Genomic DNA, 16,451 nt, shown 5'->3' with positions numbered 1-16,451 from the left:
ACCCGATTTCCGGTAGCATCCATGTCGATGATACCGTAACGACGACAGGTTCCCATCCGGCGTCGGAACGCCGGGCTCTTTCCCTACTCAGCCCCGCACCACGCCCTCGACCCCAGCCGCGATCTCCAGCAGTTTGCGGTCCTGGCCGCCGGACTGCGCCAGCATCAGGCCGACCGGGACCTCGCCGTGGCGGTGCGCCGGCAGCGAGATGGCGCAGCCGTCGATCATGTTGATGAAGGTGCAATTGCGCAAAGCGCGGATGTTCTCGCGGGCGAAGGCCTGGTCGTCGGCGAGATCGGCGATGACAGGCGGCGCGTTGGCCGTGGTCGGCATCGCCAGCGCATCGTAGGGCGCGATGCGTGCAGCGGCGCGCTTCACCAGCGAGCGGCGCGCGTTGAGCATCTCGATGTAATCCGGCACGGTGATCGCCTCGCCGCGCATGATACGGACGGACACGCGCGGATCGTAGACGTCGCCCTTGGCTGTCAGCAGGAAGCGGTGCCAGGCGTAGCTCTCGGCGGCGGCGAAGCCGCCCTTCATGCCGATCAGGCCGACGTCGAGGAACTCGGGGAATTCGATACGCTCGATGAGCGCCCCCTGCTTCGCCAGCGTCTGCAGCGCCCGCTCAAAGGTCTCGGCGACCTCGACATCGAGCTCGTCGAGCACGACCGTGGTGGGCACCGCAAGCCGCAAACCCTTCACCGGGCGCGACGCGAGCGGGCGGACCGGCTCGTCGGCCAGCACGGAATCGAGGACGGCACAGCAGGCGACCGTGTTGGCGAGCGGCCCAAAGCTGTCGAGCGTGGTCGACAGCGGCACGCCGCCGTCGAGCGGCACGCGGGCCTGCGTCGGCTTGTAGCCCGTGATGCCGTTGAAGGCCGCGGGAATGCGGCAGGAGCCGCCGGTGTCGGTGCCGAGCGCGCCATAGGCCATGCGATCGACGATCGAGACCGCGGCGCCCGACGACGAGCCGCCGGGCACATGGCCGACGTCGCGCTTCCAGGCGCTCTTCGGCGTGCCGTAATGCGGGTTGATGCCGATGCCGGAATAAGCGAACTCGGTCATGTTGGTGCGGCCGATCACGACGAAGCCGGCCCGGCGCAGCCGCGCCACCGCCGGCGCATCGGCCTCGGCCGGCGCGGAATCCTCCAGCGCCCGCGAGCCGGCGCGGGTGACCTGGCCCTTGATGTCGAACAGGTCCTTGATCGAGACCGGAATGCCGGCGTAGGGCGACGGCGCCGCATTGGCCTTGCGCAGCGCGTCCATGCCGTCGGCCGCCGCCAGCGCGGCCTCCTTGTCGACATGGATGAAGGCGCGCTGGCCCTCACCGGCGGGATCGGCGATCCGGGCGAGACACTCCTCCACCAGCTTGCGGGACGTGGTGCGACCGGCGGCGAGATCGTCGGCCAGCGCGGCCAGGGTCGGATTCGAAACGGTCATGGCATCCTATCGCGTGTCTGCGGCATCGGCCGCGATGTCCAGATCGAGCAGCGCGGAACTCAGCGACTTGCCGTGCGCATCCAGCGCGAGCGACCGGGTGACCCCGCCGCCGAGCGCCCGGCTCATCACGAAATTCAGCGCCGCAATGTTGGGCAGCTCATAGCGGACCACCCCGCCCTGGACAATGCCGGCGAAGTGCGCCTTCACCCGCTCGGCCGTGACTTGTGCGAGCAGCAGCGGGTAATCCTTGGGGTCGTAGGCGATGACCGAGATGTTCGAGGTGTCACCCTTGTCGCCAGTTCTGGAATGGGCGATGTCACGCAGCTTCATCTCGGCTCCGATCATACTCCCAGCATCAAAGACCAATTTTCATCAGGCGGCAATTGCCGTCCAAACACCTCTGCGCCTCCCGGAGGGCCGCATGCGTGGCGTGATGGACCGTTGACGCGTCTGCGTCAAATGGCGCATCACGGATGCAAAGGAGCGGGCGACGGAGCCCGCCGCAGGGAGGATCAACCGGGATGGCCGAGCCGATGCGTGCACGCCCCAAACCGACACCCGAGACGCAGCATTTCTGGGACGGCACCCGGGCCGGCGAATTGCGGCTGCAGCGCTGCGACGCCTGTGCCCACGTCTACTTCCCGCCGCGCCCATTCTGTCCGGCCTGCGCCAGCCGCAAGGTCAGCATCTTCAAGGCCACGGGCAAAGGCACGCTCTACAGCTACGTCATCAACCATCGTCCCCCTGCGCCCGGCTTCACGCCGCCCTACGCCATTGCCGTCGTGGCGCTCGAAGAGGGCCCGCGCATGATGAGCAACATCACGGGCTGCCCGCAGACACCGGAGGCGTTGGAGCTCGACATGGCCCTCGAAGTCACATTCGAGAAAATGGACGAGCAGATCACCCTGCCCCTGTTCCGGCCGGCGAAAGGATAGCGCCATGCGTCGAAACCAGGTGGCCGTGGTCGGCGCGGCCGAGACCACCGAGCTCGGAATCATCCCGACGATGTCGCAGATCCAGCTGCATGCGGACGCGGCGCTGAATGCCATCGCCGATGCCGGGCTCAATCTGTCGGACATCGACGGCTTCGCCACCGCGGTCGAGACGCCGCAGCAGATCTGTCATTATCTCGGCATCACGCCGACCTGGGTCGATGGCACCTCGGTCGGCGGCTGCTCCTTCATGCTGCATGTCCGCCACGCCGCGGCTGCGATCGAGGCCGGCCTATGCAAGACCGTGCTGATCACCCACGCCGAGAGCGGCAAATCGATGATCGGCAAGCTGCCGCGCTCGATCCCGCCGGACAGCCTGCAGGGCCAGTTCGAGGCGCCGTTCGGCGTCTACGGGCCGCCCAGCATGTTCCCGATCCCCGTGCTGCGCTACATGAAGACGTACGGCATCACCCATGAGCAGTTGGCGATGGTTGCCGTCGTACAGCGCGAATGGGCCGCAAAGAACCCGCGCGCGATGATGAAGGACCCGATCACCGTCGAGGACGTGCTGAACTCGCGCATGATCGCCTACCCGTTCCGGCTGCTGCAATGCTGCCTCGTCACCGATGGCGGCGGCGCGCTGATCCTGACCTCGGCCGATCGCGCCAAGGATTTTCCGCAGAGGCCAGTCTATGTTCTCGGCACCGGCGAAAGCGTGGAGACGCCGATGGTCAGCCAGATGGAGACGTTCAATTCATCGCGCGCCTTCAAGGTCGCGGGCCCCCTCGCCTTCAAGGAGGCCGGCATCGGCCATGCCGACGTCGACCATCTCATGATCTACGACGCGTTCGCGCATCTGCCGCTGTTCGGTCTCGGTGATCTCGGCTTCATGCCGCATGAGGAGACCGGGCCGTTCATCGCAGCCGGTCACACACGGCCAGGCGGCAAGCTGCCGCTCAACACCAACGGCGGCGGCCTATCCTACATGCATTCGGGCATGTACGGCATGTATGCGTTGCAGGAGAGCGTGCGCCAGATGCGTGGCATCGCCCCGGCGCAGGTACCAGGAGCCAAGATCTCGGTGTGCCACGGCGTCGGCGGCATGTTCGCCGCATCGGGGACGATCATCTTCACCAACGAGAGGTAACGACGCTCGCCGTTCCGGTCGCTCTCTTTCGTTTTGTCGTCATGGCCGGGCTTGTCCCGGCCATCCACGTCGTCCGGTGCCCTCGGAACGACGTGGATGCCCGGGACAAAGCCGGGCATGACGGAGCAACATATTGGCAGGCAGCCCGGCTGATCTGAGCCGTCTCGTCAAATGCAATAGCCCTGACGCAAACGGGGCAGGATGAACAGCACATCACGCTAAGGAGAACCTCTCATGACCAAATCGCTGCAGGACAAAGTCGTCATCGTCACCGGCGCCGGCCGCGGCATCGGGCGCGAGATCGCGCTGCTGTGCGCCGCCGAAGGCGCCAAGGTCGTGGTCAACGATCCCGGCGTCGCCTCCGACGGCTCGGGCACCAGCGCAGCGCCGGCGGAGGAAGTGGTCGAGGAAATCAAGAAGCGCGGCGGCACGGCGGTGGCGAATTTCGAGAGCGTGTCCGAAGCGATCCCGGCCAGCAAGATCGTGAAGGCCGCGACCGACCACTTCGGCAAGCTCGACGGCGTGGTCAACAATGCCGGCATCCTGCGCGACATGATCTTCCACAAGATGAGCATCGAGGCGTTCGAAGCCGTCATCAAGGTCCACCTGATGGGGTCGTTCTATGTCGCTCACTCCGCCGCGCGGCTGTTCCGCGAGCAGGAGAGCGGCTCCTTCGTCCATTTCACCTCGACTTCGGGCCTGATCGGCAATTATGGCCAGGCCAATTACGCCGCGGCGAAGCTCGGCATCGTCGGCCTGTCGAAGTCGATCGCGCTCGACATGGGCCGCTTCAACGTGCGTTCCAATTGCGTCTCGCCGTTTGCCTGGAGCCGAATGATCGGCACCATCCCGGCGGAGACCGAGGCCGAGAAGGAACGCGTCGAACGCATGAAGCGGATGGGGCCCGAGAAGATCGCGCCCGTCGTCGCCTATCTGCTCAGCGATGCCTCGAAAGACGTCACCGGCCAGATCTTCGCCGTTCGCATGAACGAGATCTTCCTGATGAGCCAGTCGCGCCCATTGCGCTCGGTGCACCGCGGCGAAGGCTGGACGCCGCAGACCATTGCGGAGCATGGCATGCCGGCACTGAAGCCGTCGTTCTACAAGCTCGATCGTTCCGCCGACGTGTTCGGCTGGGACCCGATCTGAGATTTGCAGCGCGCAAAGTCCATTCGCAGCGCACACACTCTCAAGTTGTTTTTTATCGAGACGACCCGCACGTCGCCACGATTCTGTCGTATGGTCGCCTCCCAACAAAAAAATGGGAGGACACATATGACGACTCCACGACACGACGTCGCGCAGAACTCGCTGGTCGGAGCAGATGGCTTCGACAGGCGCAGATTGCTGAAAGGAGCCGCGGCATTCGCCGCTGCCGCGGCAACCGTGACGTCAGCATCGGCTGCAACCGTCACGCCCTTCGGCCAGACCGGGGCACCGACAATCTCGACAGATCCGCTGCCTCTCGGTCCCTTGCCGGGCAGCCGCTATCCGGACTCTCACCTGGAGTCGTCGAAAAAGCCCAAGCTGTCATCCGGGCCGGCGGAGTTTCCGGCCTTCGCGGGCACGATGGCCGTAGAACGCGTCGCGACCGGAATGCGCTGGGCCGAAGGCCCGGTCTATTTTGCCGCCGGTCGCTATCTGCTGTTCAGCGACATCCCGAACAATCGCATCATGCGGTTCTCCGAGGACGATGGTCACCTCAGCGTCTATCGGCAGCCGTCGATGAATTCCAACGGCAACACCATCGATCGAGAAGGACGGCTGATCACGTGTGAACATAGCGGTCGGCGGGTCACTCGCACCGAGCTCGATGGCTCGATCACGATCATCGCCGACAGCTATAATGGAAAGCGATTGAATTCGCCGAACGATGCAGTGGTCGCGGCCGACGGCGCAATATGGTTCACCGATCCGGTCTACGGCATCGGTGGCTTCTACGAGGGCCTCAAGGCGGCGCCCGAGCAGGACAAGCACAATGTCTATCGGGTCGATCCGAAATCGGGAGAGGTCAAGGTCGTTGCCGACGACTTCGTCGAGCCCAATGGGCTCGCCTTCTCACCCGACGAAACGAAGCTTTACGTCATCGACACTGGCTTCACCGACGGGCCCGACAATCCCGCGCATATCCGCGTGTTCGACGTCGATCACGCCGCCGGCAAGCTGACGAACAGCAAGGTCTTCGCCGAAATGCCTAAGCCCAGCATCTCCGACGGCGTCCGATGTGATCGCGACGGGCGGGTCTGGTGCTCGGTCGGCTGGGGCGATCCGAACGAGGACGGCGTACGTTGCTATGCCCCGGACGGAACGTTGCTGGGCAAGATTCACATTCCGGAAACCGTCGCCAATCTGTGCTTCGGCGGCCAGCAGCGTAATCGGCTCTACATCTGCGGCTCGACGTCGCTCTATGCGGTCTATACGAGTGCGCAGGGTGCGCTGAAGCCCTGAAGATAGCGAATGGCGAATAGGGAGTAGCGAATAGACCCTCTATTCGCTACTCGCCACTCGCCCTCATCCCGTATTTCTCAACCCCGCCGAGATGCCGTTGATCGTTAGTTGAATCCCGCGCAGCACCTGCTCGTCCGGGTTCTGCGCGCGATGCTCCTTGAGCAGCTCGACCTGCACGTGGTTGAGCGGATCGAGATAGGGAAAGCGGTTGCGCACCGAGCGCTCCAGCAGCGGGTTGCCCTGCAGCAGCCGCTCCTGCCCCGTGATGTCGAGCAAAGTCTCGATCACCAGATTCCATTCGCGCCGGATGCGGCCGAAGATCTTTTCGCGCAGGGCCTCGTCCGGGACCAGCTCGGCATAGCGCGAGGCTATGGCGATCGAGCTCTTGGCGAGCACCATGTCCATGTTCGACAGCAGCATGCGGAAGAACGGCCATTCCTGATAAAGTTCGCGCAGGAACGGCATGCCCTGCTCCGGATTTTCCGCGATCCAGGTCTCGACCGCGCTGCCGAAGCCGTACCAGCCCGGCAGCATCAGCCGGCACTGCGCCCAGGAGAACACCCAGGGGATCGCACGCAGGTCCTCGATCGCGCGGGTTTTCTTGCGCGAGGCCGGGCGGCTGCCGATGTTCAAGGTCGCGATCTCGTTGATGACGGTCGAGGCCCAGAAATAGTCGACGAAGCCGTCGGTCTCGTAGACCAGGCCGCGATAGGCCTTGAACGCGAGCTCCGAGAGCCGGTCCATCGCGGTGAGATATTCGCGCTTCGGCGCCGGCTGCCGCGGATGCAGCAGGCTGGCCTCGAGCGTCGCGGCGGCGAGAATTTCCAGATTGTTACGTCCGACCTCGGCGTTGGAATATTTGCTGGAGATGATCTCGCCCTGCTCGGTGATGCGGATCTGGCCGTTCACCGCGCCGCCCGGCTGGGCGATGATGGCGTCGTAGCTCGGTCCGCCGCCGCGGCCGACCGATCCACCGCGGCCGTGGAACAGCCTGAGCCGGATGCCGTGGCGCTCGAAGATGTCGACGAGGCCGATCTCCGCCTTGTAGAGCTCCCAGCCCGAGGTGACGAAACCGCCGTCCTTGTTGCTGTCGGAATAGCCGAGCATGACCTCCTGCACGGCGCCGCGGCTGTCGACCAGGCGGCGGTAATCGTGCAGCGCCAGCATGCGGTCCATGATGCCGCTGGACGCCTGCAGGTCCTCGATCGTCTCGAACAGCGGCACGATGTTGACGGCGCAGCGGCCCGAAGGGTCGATCAGGCCGACCTCCTTGAGCAGCAGTGCCACCTCGAGCATGTCCGACATGCCCTTGCACATCGAGATGATGCACTGGGGAATCACGTCGGCACCGAACGTCGCGTGCGCCTCGGCGGCCGCGCGGAACAGCGCGAGCTCGCCGACGGTCTCGTCGCTGTACTTGACGAATTGCGACACCAGCGGCCGCGCATTGCGCAGCTCGCTGACAAGCAGGCCGACCCTGGCATCCTCGCTCAGCGCCATGTAGGACATGCCCGGCATCGCGGTGTCGATCAGCTCGGCGACGGTGCGCTCGTGCACCGCCGAATTCTGGCGGATGTCGAGCCGGGCCAGATGGAAGCCGAAGCAATCCACTGCACGCCGCAGCAGCCGCAGCCGCCCGCGGGCGATCACCTCGGCATTGTTGGCGATCAGCGAGTGATGCAGCACGTCGAGATCATCCTGCATCTGCTTGACGCTGTCGTAAGGCGCCACCGCCGCCACGGGAAGCCGGCTGATCTGGATACCGAGCTTCTTCGCCGTCGCCGCCAAGCGCGCATAGATGCCGGACACCGCCAGACGATATGGCTCGCCGCGACGATGCGGCGACGTGTCCGGCGAGCGCTCGGCCAGCGCACGCAGCTCCTCGGAGACATCGGCGAGATGCGCGGCGATGGACAGCTCGCTGCCGAGCAGATGCAGTTCCTCGAGATAGTAGTGCAGCGCCAGGCTGGATTGCAGCTTGAGCGTCCCGCGCATCACCTCGGCGGTGACGAACGGATTGCCGTCCCGGTCGCCGCCGATCCAGCTCCCCATTCGCAGGAACGAGGCGAGATCGCCTGCCACCTCCGCTCCGTCATTGAGCCGATCCTCGAGCGAGCACAGCAGACGCGGCACCTCACGCAGAAACGTGTAGTCGTAGAACGACAGGCCGTTGGTGACCTCGTCGAGCACCGTCAGCTTGGTCCGGCGCAGCAGGTTGGTCTGCCACAAGGTCAGCACGGCGCGGCGCAGCGCCTCGTCATTGGCCTCGCGCTCGTCCGGCGTCAACTGCATCCGCTCGCGGCGGTCGAGCAGCATCGCGATCTCCATCTCGCGATCCATCGTGCTCTTGCGCCGCACCTCGGTCGGGTGCGCGGTCAGGACCGGGCTGACCAGCGCCGTCGAGAAGAACTTGCGCAGATCGGAAGCCTCGAACCCGGCGGATTTGGCGTGAGCGAGCGTCGCCGCCAGCATGCCGGACCCGCCATTGGAGTCGCTCCTGGCACGCATGCGTCGGATGTTGTTCTGGTCCTCGGCAATGTTGGCGAGGTGCGAGAAATAGCTGAAGGCGCGGACGATGCGGACCGTCTCAGCCGTCGTCATGCCGTCGAGGATCTGCTCCAGCTCGCGCCGCGCCTGGCGGTCCTCGTCGCGGTGGAAGCGCACCGAGGTCTGGCGGATGCGCTCGACGAGGTCGAACAATTCGGCGCCTTCCTGGTCGCGGACGGTATCGCCGAGGATGCGGCCGAGCAGCCGGATATCGTCCCGGAGCCGCGCGTCCTCCTCCATGGCCTGCGCCTCGGCGGCGCGGTTGGGACGGATTTCCTCTGTCATGGCTTGCGGCGACATGGATGCGCTCTCCAGCAGCTGCCCATTTACGGGTCAGTCTGCCGTATCTATACCGCAGCGCAAGATCAAGAAAGAGGCGTCGCCTGCCCTATTCAATGTCGGTCTCGCCTCCTTTCGCCGCCAAGTGCGGGCCCATCATCATATTTTCCGCCCCGCCTGCTCCCAATGGGGATCGCGCAGCCGCCGCTTGAAGATCTTGCCGGAGTCCTCGCGCGGCAGCTTCTCGTGGATCTCGATGTGCTTGGGCACCTTGTAATCGGCCAGCGACGCTCTCAGCCGGGCCCTCATCTCCCCAATGTCAAGCGTCACGCCCGGCTGCGGCTCGACCACGGCCATCAGGGCTTCTCCGAACTCGGCATCTGGGATGCCGAACACGGCGCAATCATGCACGCCGGGCACGGCATGCAGCACGGCTTCGATCTCGGCGGGATAGATGTTTACGCCGCCAGAGATCACCATGTCGCGCTTGCGGTCGCACAGGAAGACGTAGCCCTCGGCATCGATGTAGCCGACATCGCCCGAGGTGATGAAGCCGTCGCGGTCGATCTCGGCACGCTTCTCCGGCTTGTTGTGATAGGTGAAATCCGGATTGCCCGCGATGCGCGAATAGATCTCGCCGATCTCGCCCTGCGGCAGGATGCGACCGTCCTCGCCGAGAAAGCGCAGCTCCGCGCCCGGCGAGACCTTGCCGACGGTGCCGGGCTTGCGCAGCGCGTCCTCGGAGGTCGCGAAGGTCACGGCACCGGATTCGGTCGAGCCGTAGAACTCGTAGATGACCGGCCCCCACCAGTCGATCATCGCGCGCTTGACGTCGGCCGGGCACGGCGCGGCAGCGTGAATGACATGGCGCAACGACGAGACGTCGTAGCGGCGGCGAACCTCCTCCGGCAGCTTCATCAGCCGGATGAACATGGTCGGCACCATGAAGATGGTATCGATCCGCTCTGTCTGGATGACGTCGAGAAACGCCTCCGGCTCGAAGCGCGGCATCAGCACCAGCGCGCCGCCGAGCCGGCCCGCCCGCAGGCCGAAGGCGTTCGGCGCCGAATGATACAGCGGCCCCGGCAGCAGCGCGCGCGCGTTCGGCTTCAGCCCGTAGATCAACGCGCGCATGCGCTCGGCCGAGGCGGCCTGCTCCACCGTCGGCGCACTGCGGCGAACGCCCTTGGGATGACCGGTCGTGCCGGAGGTGTAGATCATGTTCTGCGGCTGCGGCACCTGCGGCCCTTCGTAAGGGCTCTGCTGTGTCAGCCAGCTTTCCAGGTCGGTCGCGAACTCCGGTGTTGCGAGCAGATCCGCGTCGATCTTGTAGTTGGACAGGATCTCCGGCGGCGTCGGCACGCTGAGCACGGTGCCTCCAGGTGGAATCAGGCCGCGAAGCTGATGCAGCAGATCGGCGTGACCGATCAGCACCTTGGTCGCGGAGTCCTTGAGGATGTAGTCGATCTCCTCCGGCTTGAAGTGCCAGTTCACCGGCACGCCATAGGCGCCCAGCCGCATCGCGCCATAGGCCGCCTCGATGAAGGCGATGTCGTTGCGCATCAGCATGCAGACGCAATCGCCCTGGCGTACGTCGAGCTGCGCGAGGCCGCTGGCGATCCGCGCGGCGCGGTCGGCGATTTCGGCGTGGCTGCGCCGGCGCTCGCCGGAGATGATGCCGCAGAACAGGGAGGACGTTTCCATTTTCTTTGTTATCCGATCTGGCGTCGGTTTGAGTTTCCGCCATCAATCCGGGGCGATGCGCCGCGACAAAACGGCGGTGCCGTTTTGCGCGGAGCATCGAACTCAGGTGCGCAGTTGCGCACCGGAGAATCTCGAGATTCCGGGCCTGCTCCTTCGGAGCATCCCGGAATGACGGACTCAGTCCGCAAACTTCGGCGCGCGCTTCTCGATGTTGGCGCGCACCGATTCGAGCTGGTTCGGGCTGCCGATCAGCTTCTGCTGCTCGACCGATTCGGCGAGCAGCGCCGGCCCCGGATCGACCGAGAGATTGTTCAGCATCCGCTTGGCGGCGCGGATCGCATCCGGATTCTTGCCGGCGATCTCACGCGCGGTCTCCAGCGCAGCCGCGCGCGGATCGGCGCAGATGCGGGTGACGAGGCCGTAGGACTGGCCTTCCTCCGGCGAGAACACCCGGCCCGTGTAGGTCAGCTCGCGCAGGATGTCGTCGCGCATCAGGGTGGCCAGGACCGGCGTGCCCGCCATGTCGGGCACCAGACCCCACTTGATCTCCATGATCGACATCTTGGTGTCCGGCGCGACGTAGCGCATGTCGGCGCCGAGTGCGAGCTGGAAGCCGCCGCCATAGGCGACGCCATGCACTGCAGCAATCACCGGCACCGGCAACTGCCGCCAGCCCCATACCGCTTGCTGCGCGAAGTTGGCCTTGCCGTGGGTGCGAACGGTGAGGTCGCGCTTCTCGCCGCCGGGTATGCCGTTGCCGCCGGAATCCTTCATCGCCGCGAAGCGGCCCATGTCGAGGCCAGCGCAGAAGGCGCGGCCCTCGCCGGACAGCACCACCGCCCGCAGGCCCTTCTCCTTCGACAGCCGGTCGGTCGCCGCGACCAGCGCCTCGAACATCTCCATGTCCAACGCATTCATCTTGTCGGCGCGAACCAGGCGAACATCGGCGACGCCGTCCTTGATCTCGATCGCGAGGCGGTTGTCCATCGAGCGGTCTCCCTACGGATGTCTTTGTGACTTTACAGAAGGCTGTCGGAGCGATTTAGTCAATCGACCAATTAACTCATAACATGTCAGGCGGAAACTCCCATGTTCAAGGACAATCTCCTCGAAGGTCGACGCATTCTGGTGACCGGCGGCGGCACGGGCCTTGGCAAAGCGATGGCTGCACGCTTCCTGCAACTCGGCGCCGAAGTGCATATTTGCGGCCGGCGGAAAATCGTCTGCGACGAGACCGCGACCGAACTGATGGACCTCTACGGCGGCCGTGTGACCAGCCATGGCGTCGACATCCGCAATGCCATGGCGGTGGAGGACATGATCGAGGCCATCTTCCAGGAAGGCGGTCTCACAGATCTCATCAACAACGCGGCCGGCAACTTCATTTCCCGCACCGAGGAATTGAGCCCGCGCGGCTTCGATGCCGTCGCCAACATCGTGATGCACGGCACGTTCTACGTGACGCACGCCGTCGGCAAGCGCTGGATCGCGGCGAAGCAGCCGGGCAACGTCGTCTCGATCACGGTGACCTGGGTGCGCAACGGCTCGCCTTACGTGGTGCCCTCGGCGATGAGCAAGTCGGCGATCCACGCCATGACGATGTCGCTCGCGACTGAATGGGGCCGCTACGGCATCCGCCTCAACACCATCGCACCCGGCGAAATCCCGACCGAAGGCATGAGCAAGCGCATCAAGCCCGGTGACGAGGCCGGCGCGCGGACCAAGGCGATGAACCCGATGGGTCGCGTCGGCACCATGGAGGAGCTGCAGAACCTCGCGGTGTTCCTGATCTCCGGCGGCTGCAACTGGATCAACGGCGAGACCATCGCGATGGACGGCGCCCAGGCGCTGGCGATGGGCGGCAACTTCTATCAGCTGCGCGACTGGAGCGACGACGACTGGACCAAGGCCAAGGAGTCGATCAAGGCGCAGAACGAAAAGGATCGCGCGACGCGCACGAGCTGATTGGCGCAATCACCCTGTTGATCGGCGACCTGCTCCCTGTAGACTGATCGAGAGATGCTTGCTCCGGCGCAATCCGGGGCGAGGACCACGACAAGACATCGAACAAAGAACAAGACGCAATCGGAGGGGAAACATGTCCGTCACGACGGCAGCGTCGACGCTCGTCGACGTCGTGCGCAGGCAGGCGGAAGCGCTTGGCTCCGCCACCGCCTATGAGTTCGAAGGCCGCCTCACCAGCTTCGCCGCATTCGACCGCAAGACCAACCAGGTTGCCAACGCGCTGAAGGCGATCGGCATCAAGCCGCATGAGCGGATCGCCTATTTCGGCAAGAACAGCGACATCTATTTCGAGCTGCTGGTCGGCGCCATGAAGGCCAACGTCGTGATGGCGCCGGTGAACTGGCGCCTCGCCGGTCCCGAGGTCGCCTTCATCGTCGAGGACTGCAAGGCGCCTGCCCTGTTCGTCGGTCCCGAGTTCATCACGATGATCCGCAACATCCGCGACCAGATTCCGAGCGTGCGGCACATCATCACCACCGAAGGCGGCGCGCCGGAATGGCAGGACTACACGGCTTGGCGCGACGCGCAGAGCGCCGACGCTCCCGGCGAGGCGATCACGCCGAAGGACATCGCGCTGCAGCTCTACACCTCCGGTACCACCGGCAAGCCGAAAGGCGCGATGCTGTCGCACGCCAACTTCCTCAACCTCGTCAACACCGGCAATCCCGAGGAGAAGCCGGACTGGAATAAATGGACGACCGACGACGTCTCGCTGATCGCGATGCCGATCTTCCACATCGGCGGCTCCGGCTGGGGCCTGATGAGCCTCTACCACGGCGCCCGCGGCGTGATCGCGCGCGAGTTCGATCCCACGAAGATCCTCGACTTCTTCGAACAGTCCGGCATCACCAAGCTGTTCATGGTGCCCGCCGCGATGCAGTTCGTGGTCCGGCAGCCGCGAGCGCGGCAGGTCGACTTCTCGCGGCTCAAATACATGCTCTACGGCGCCTCGCCGATCCCGGCGGCGCTGCTGAAGGAATGCATCGAGGTGTTCAAATGCGGCTTCGTGCAGATGTACGGCATGACCGAGACCACGGGCACCATCATCGCGCTGCCGCCCGAGGATCACGTCGAAGGGCTGGAGCGGATGCGCTCGGCCGGCAAGCCGCTGCCGGGCGTCGAAGTCGCGATCATCGATCCCTCGGGCAACCCGCTGCCGCCGCGGCAGGTCGGCGAGATCGCCACCCGCTCCGGCTCCAACATGACCGGCTACTGGAACCTGCCGGAGGCGACCGCACGCACGCTCGGCAAGGACGGCTGGCTGCGCACGGGTGATGCCGGCTACATGGACGAGGACGGCTACGTCTACATCCACGACCGCATCAAGGACATGATCATCTCCGGCGGCGAGAACATCTATCCGGCCGAGGTCGAGAGCGCGATCTGCGACCACCCCGATGTCGCCGAGGCCGCCGTGATCGGCATTCCCGACGACAAATGGGGCGAGGCCGTCAAGGCGATCGTCGTGATGAAGCCCAGCAAGCGCGCCACCGAGACCGACATCATCAATTTCACCCGCACCCGCATCGCCGGCTTCAAGACGCCGAAGAGCGTCGACTTCCTCGACGCCCTGCCGCGCAACCCGTCCGGCAAGATCCTGCGGCGGAATCTGCGCGACCCGTACTGGGCGGGCAAGGATCGGCAGGTGAATTGAGCGCTGGGATTGCGGCGGCCTTCGATCAAGACGACATCACCTCTTGTTCACCCCCATATACCCGAACAGGAAGCCCGCCACCTTGCGCATCTGGATCTCCTCGCTGCCTTCGGTGATGCGGTAGCGGCGGTGGTGGCGGTAGATGTGCTCAAACGGCTTGTGGCGCGAATAGCCCATGCCGCCATGAACCTGGATGGCGCGATCGGCCGCCTCGCAGCACAGACGGTTAGCCCAGTAGTTGCACATCGAGACCTTGTCGGAGAGTGTGTGCTCGACCTGCGCCTGGGTGAGTTGGTCCATCTCCCAGGCGGTCTTGCGGATCAGCAGCCGCAGCATCTCGGCCTGCGTCGCCAGCTCGACCAGCGGCCACTGGATCGCCTGGTTCTCGGCCAGCGCCTTCCCGAACGGTTTGCGCTCACGCGCGTAGTTCACGCTCTCGTTGATGCAGAATACGGCCGCACCGAGCGAGCTCGCCGCCTGCCGGATGCGGTTCTCGTGCACGAAGCACTGCGCCAGCGACAGGCCGCGACCGACTTCGCCGAACAGCGCGTCCTCCGGCACGAACACGTCGGTGAAGCTGACCCGCGGATGGTCGGTCGGCATGTTGAAGGTCCAGAGATACTCCTCGACCTTGACGCCCTCGGTCTTGGCCGGCACCAGGAAGCAGGTGATGCCGCGGGCATCGCCGTCCTTGCCCGAGGTGCGCGCAAACAATGCGCAATGGGTGGCGACGTGCATGCCCGTGGTCCACATCTTCTCGCCGTTGATCAGCCAGCCCTTGACGTTGTCGCGGGTGGCCGGCTCCGCCTTGGTTTCCATGTGGGTTGCGTCCGAGCCGTGATGCGGCTCGGTGAGACCGAACGTGATGCGGTACTTGCCGGTGATCGAGCCGTCGATCATCGCTTTCTGGTGGTCGCGGCCATAGCGGTCGAGCATGGTGACGATCGGCAGATTGCCGACGATCGAGTGCTCGTTCTGCAGGTCGTTGTGCAGGCCGAGGCCCTTCGACGCGAAATGCTCGCGGATCACCGCCATCCAGAGGTTCGAGCCGTCCTTGCCGCCGTAGCGCTTCGGGATCGCAAAGCGCAGGTGCCCGGCCGCGTCGGCACGATCCTTGGCCTTGCGCAGCAGCTGCTCCCACTCATGCCGCGGCAGGCCGCCATTCTCGAAATCGGTGCGCGCCCATTCGCGACGATGATCGAAGAAGCGGATGTTGTCGTCGGCCTGCTCCAGCGGCTTGATCTCGGCGGCGATGAAGCGATCGAGCTCGTCGAGGTAGGCGACCAATTCCTTCGGCAAGGAAAAATCCATGGCGTGTCTCCCTGTGCGTTTCGTTGTTGTTCTTGGTCCTGATGGGCGCGACCTCCCGTCGCGCGCTTGTGGCGCGCAGCGCCGTTGCGTATTTGGATGACTGCGACACCTGCGCAGGCGCTAAGCTGATGCGCGACAGCCAATCAGAAAACAGGAGGAACGGCCGATGGAGCTGAAGTTTTCGAGAGTGACGCGCAAGGGGCCGATCACGATCGTCACCCTGGCGCGCCCCGAGGTCTACAACGCCCTGCACATCGAGGCGCATTACGAGCTCGAGCGCGTGTTCGACGGCTTCGCCGCCGATCCCGAGCAATGGGTGGCGATCGTCACCGGCGAGGGCGACAAGGCATTCTGCGCCGGCAACGATCTGAAATGGCAGGCGGCCGGCGGCGCGCGCGGCTGGGGCAAAAGCGGCTTCGGCGGACTGACCTCGCGCTTCGATTGCGACAAGCCGCTGATCGCGGCCGTCAACGGCGTTGCGATGGGCGGCGGCTTCGAGATCGCGCTGGCCTGCGACCTGATCATCGCCTCCGAGAATGCGACCTTCGCGTTGCCCGAGCCGCGCGTCGGCCTCGCCGCGCTCGCCGGCGGGCTGCAGCGGCTGCCGCGCCAGATCGGCATGAAGCGCGCGATGGGCATGATCCTGACCGGCCGCCACGTCGGCGCCCGCGAGGGCCACGAGCTCGGCTTCGTCAACGAGGTCGTACCGCAGGGCGAGGCGCTGGCGGCCGCGGAGCGTTGGGCCGACACCATCGCCAAGAACTCGCCGATGTCGATCCGCGCCTCCAAACAGGCGATCGAGAAGGGCCTCGCGGTGTCGCTGGAGCAGGCCATCACCGAGCAGCGCGACTACGCGGCGGTGCAGGCGATGATCCACTCGCAGGACTACATTGAGGGGCCGAAGGCGTTTTCCGAGAAGCGACCGCCGAAATGGCTGGGGCGGTAGCGCATCGCCAAGGTGATC

13 protein-coding genes are annotated in these 16,451 nt (G+C 65.2%); 7 read left to right on the top strand and 6 right to left on the bottom strand.

Translation table 11 applies throughout. The features are described 5' to 3' along the window. Positions 1–87: 87 nt before the first annotated feature. Together ACQR1E_RS18880 and ACQR1E_RS18875 are read right to left on the bottom strand one after the other, a co-directional pair. A complete protein-coding gene (locus tag ACQR1E_RS18880; RefSeq protein ID WP_315714923.1) occupies positions 88–1,440 on the bottom strand; it encodes an amidase in 1,353 nt (450 codons plus the stop codon). A gap of 6 nt (positions 1,441–1,446) precedes the next feature. Beyond that, positions 1,447–1,770: an AtuA-related protein gene (locus ACQR1E_RS18875; RefSeq protein WP_315714924.1), complete on the bottom strand. Its 324-nt coding sequence runs from the start codon at positions 1,768–1,770 to the stop codon at positions 1,447–1,449. Between the two features lie 191 nt (positions 1,771–1,961). Here ACQR1E_RS18875 and ACQR1E_RS18870 point away from each other — a divergent pair, with 191 nt between their 5' ends. The 4 genes from ACQR1E_RS18870 to ACQR1E_RS18855 all read left to right on the top strand — a co-directional run bounded on the left by ACQR1E_RS18870 (position 1,962) and on the right by ACQR1E_RS18855 (position 5,967). After that, positions 1,962–2,375: a Zn-ribbon domain-containing OB-fold protein gene (locus ACQR1E_RS18870; protein WP_315714925.1), complete on the top strand. Its 414-nt coding sequence runs from the start codon at positions 1,962–1,964 to the stop codon at positions 2,373–2,375. A 4-nt stretch (positions 2,376–2,379) separates the two neighbouring features. Beyond that, positions 2,380–3,519, top strand: coding sequence for a thiolase C-terminal domain-containing protein (locus ACQR1E_RS18865; protein ID WP_315714926.1), 1,140 nt, complete (start codon positions 2,380–2,382; stop codon positions 3,517–3,519). A gap of 234 nt (positions 3,520–3,753) precedes the next feature. After that, positions 3,754–4,668: an SDR family oxidoreductase gene (locus tag ACQR1E_RS18860; RefSeq protein WP_315714927.1), complete on the top strand. Its 915-nt coding sequence runs from the start codon at positions 3,754–3,756 to the stop codon at positions 4,666–4,668. A 420-nt stretch (positions 4,669–5,088) separates the two neighbouring features. Beyond that, positions 5,089–5,967, top strand: a complete 879-nt coding sequence (locus ACQR1E_RS18855; RefSeq protein WP_315714998.1) for an SMP-30/gluconolactonase/LRE family protein — start codon at positions 5,089–5,091, stop codon at positions 5,965–5,967. A 63-nt stretch (positions 5,968–6,030) separates the two neighbouring features. On the opposite strand, the gene ppc is transcribed toward ACQR1E_RS18855, so the two are convergent. The 3 genes from ppc to ACQR1E_RS18840 all read right to left on the bottom strand — a co-directional run bounded on the left by ppc (position 6,031) and on the right by ACQR1E_RS18840 (position 11,484). Continuing rightward, positions 6,031–8,814, bottom strand: a complete 2,784-nt coding sequence (gene ppc / locus ACQR1E_RS18850; RefSeq protein WP_315714928.1) for a phosphoenolpyruvate carboxylase — start codon at positions 8,812–8,814, stop codon at positions 6,031–6,033. 138 nt (positions 8,815–8,952) lie between these two features. Beyond that, on the bottom strand, positions 8,953–10,497 hold the full coding sequence (locus ACQR1E_RS18845) for an acyl-CoA synthetase (RefSeq protein ID WP_316170569.1): 1,545 nt from the start codon (positions 10,495–10,497) through the stop codon (positions 8,953–8,955). A 177-nt stretch (positions 10,498–10,674) separates the two neighbouring features. Next, positions 10,675–11,484 carry a crotonase/enoyl-CoA hydratase family protein gene (locus ACQR1E_RS18840; RefSeq protein WP_434897420.1) on the bottom strand — a complete coding sequence of 270 codons (810 nt, stop codon included), beginning with the start codon at positions 11,482–11,484 and terminating at the stop codon, positions 10,675–10,677. 102 nt (positions 11,485–11,586) lie between these two features. Here ACQR1E_RS18840 and ACQR1E_RS18835 point away from each other — a divergent pair, with 102 nt between their 5' ends. Both ACQR1E_RS18835 and ACQR1E_RS18830 read left to right on the top strand, forming a co-directional pair. Beyond that, a complete protein-coding gene (locus ACQR1E_RS18835) occupies positions 11,587–12,462 on the top strand; it encodes an SDR family oxidoreductase (protein WP_315749193.1) in 876 nt (291 codons plus the stop codon). Between the two features lie 133 nt (positions 12,463–12,595). Continuing rightward, complete coding sequence (locus tag ACQR1E_RS18830) at positions 12,596–14,176, top strand: fatty acid--CoA ligase (RefSeq protein ID WP_434897419.1); 1,581 nt, start codon at positions 12,596–12,598, stop codon at positions 14,174–14,176. 36 nt (positions 14,177–14,212) lie between these two features. Here ACQR1E_RS18830 and ACQR1E_RS18825 read toward each other — a convergent pair whose 3' ends face one another. Then, the gene (locus ACQR1E_RS18825; protein ID WP_316164378.1) at positions 14,213–15,487 is read right to left on the bottom strand and encodes an acyl-CoA dehydrogenase family protein; all 1,275 of its coding nucleotides are present in this window, start codon (positions 15,485–15,487) and stop codon (positions 14,213–14,215) included. Positions 15,488–15,653: 166 nt separating this feature from the next. Here ACQR1E_RS18825 and ACQR1E_RS18820 point away from each other — a divergent pair, with 166 nt between their 5' ends. Then, on the top strand, positions 15,654–16,433 hold the full coding sequence (locus ACQR1E_RS18820) for an enoyl-CoA hydratase-related protein (RefSeq protein WP_316164377.1): 780 nt from the start codon (positions 15,654–15,656) through the stop codon (positions 16,431–16,433). Positions 16,434–16,451: the final 18 nt, after the last annotated feature.

The sequence above is a fragment of the Bradyrhizobium sp. HKCCYLRH1030 genome (assembly GCF_051168395.1).
Lineage (GTDB): Bacteria > Pseudomonadota > Alphaproteobacteria > Rhizobiales > Xanthobacteraceae > Bradyrhizobium.
This window is presented reverse-complemented; position numbering and strand designations above follow the sequence as displayed.

What these genes read in the sequence shown, in the direction of transcription:
- ACQR1E_RS18880 (WP_315714923.1), bottom strand. Translation starts at nt 1,440, where the DNA reads ATGACCGTTTCGAATCCGACCCTGGCCGCGCTGGCCGACGATCTCGCC.
- ACQR1E_RS18875 (WP_315714924.1), bottom strand. Translation starts at nt 1,770, where the DNA reads ATGAAGCTGCGTGACATCGCCCATTCCAGAACTGGCGACAAGGGTGAC.
- ACQR1E_RS18870 (WP_315714925.1), top strand. Translation starts at nt 1,962, where the DNA reads ATGGCCGAGCCGATGCGTGCACGCCCCAAACCGACACCCGAGACGCAG.
- ACQR1E_RS18865 (WP_315714926.1), top strand. Translation starts at nt 2,380, where the DNA reads ATGCGTCGAAACCAGGTGGCCGTGGTCGGCGCGGCCGAGACCACCGAG.
- ACQR1E_RS18860 (WP_315714927.1), top strand. Translation starts at nt 3,754, where the DNA reads ATGACCAAATCGCTGCAGGACAAAGTCGTCATCGTCACCGGCGCCGGC.
- ACQR1E_RS18855 (WP_315714998.1), top strand. Translation starts at nt 5,089, where the DNA reads ATGGCCGTAGAACGCGTCGCGACCGGAATGCGCTGGGCCGAAGGCCCG.
- ppc (WP_315714928.1), bottom strand. Translation starts at nt 8,814, where the DNA reads ATGTCGCCGCAAGCCATGACAGAGGAAATCCGTCCCAACCGCGCCGCC.
- ACQR1E_RS18845 (WP_316170569.1), bottom strand. Translation starts at nt 10,497, where the DNA reads ATGGAAACGTCCTCCCTGTTCTGCGGCATCATCTCCGGCGAGCGCCGG.
- ACQR1E_RS18840 (WP_434897420.1), bottom strand. Translation starts at nt 11,484, where the DNA reads ATGGACAACCGCCTCGCGATCGAGATCAAGGACGGCGTCGCCGATGTT.
- ACQR1E_RS18835 (WP_315749193.1), top strand. Translation starts at nt 11,587, where the DNA reads ATGTTCAAGGACAATCTCCTCGAAGGTCGACGCATTCTGGTGACCGGC.
- ACQR1E_RS18830 (WP_434897419.1), top strand. Translation starts at nt 12,596, where the DNA reads ATGTCCGTCACGACGGCAGCGTCGACGCTCGTCGACGTCGTGCGCAGG.
- ACQR1E_RS18825 (WP_316164378.1), bottom strand. Translation starts at nt 15,487, where the DNA reads ATGGATTTTTCCTTGCCGAAGGAATTGGTCGCCTACCTCGACGAGCTC.
- ACQR1E_RS18820 (WP_316164377.1), top strand. Translation starts at nt 15,654, where the DNA reads ATGGAGCTGAAGTTTTCGAGAGTGACGCGCAAGGGGCCGATCACGATC.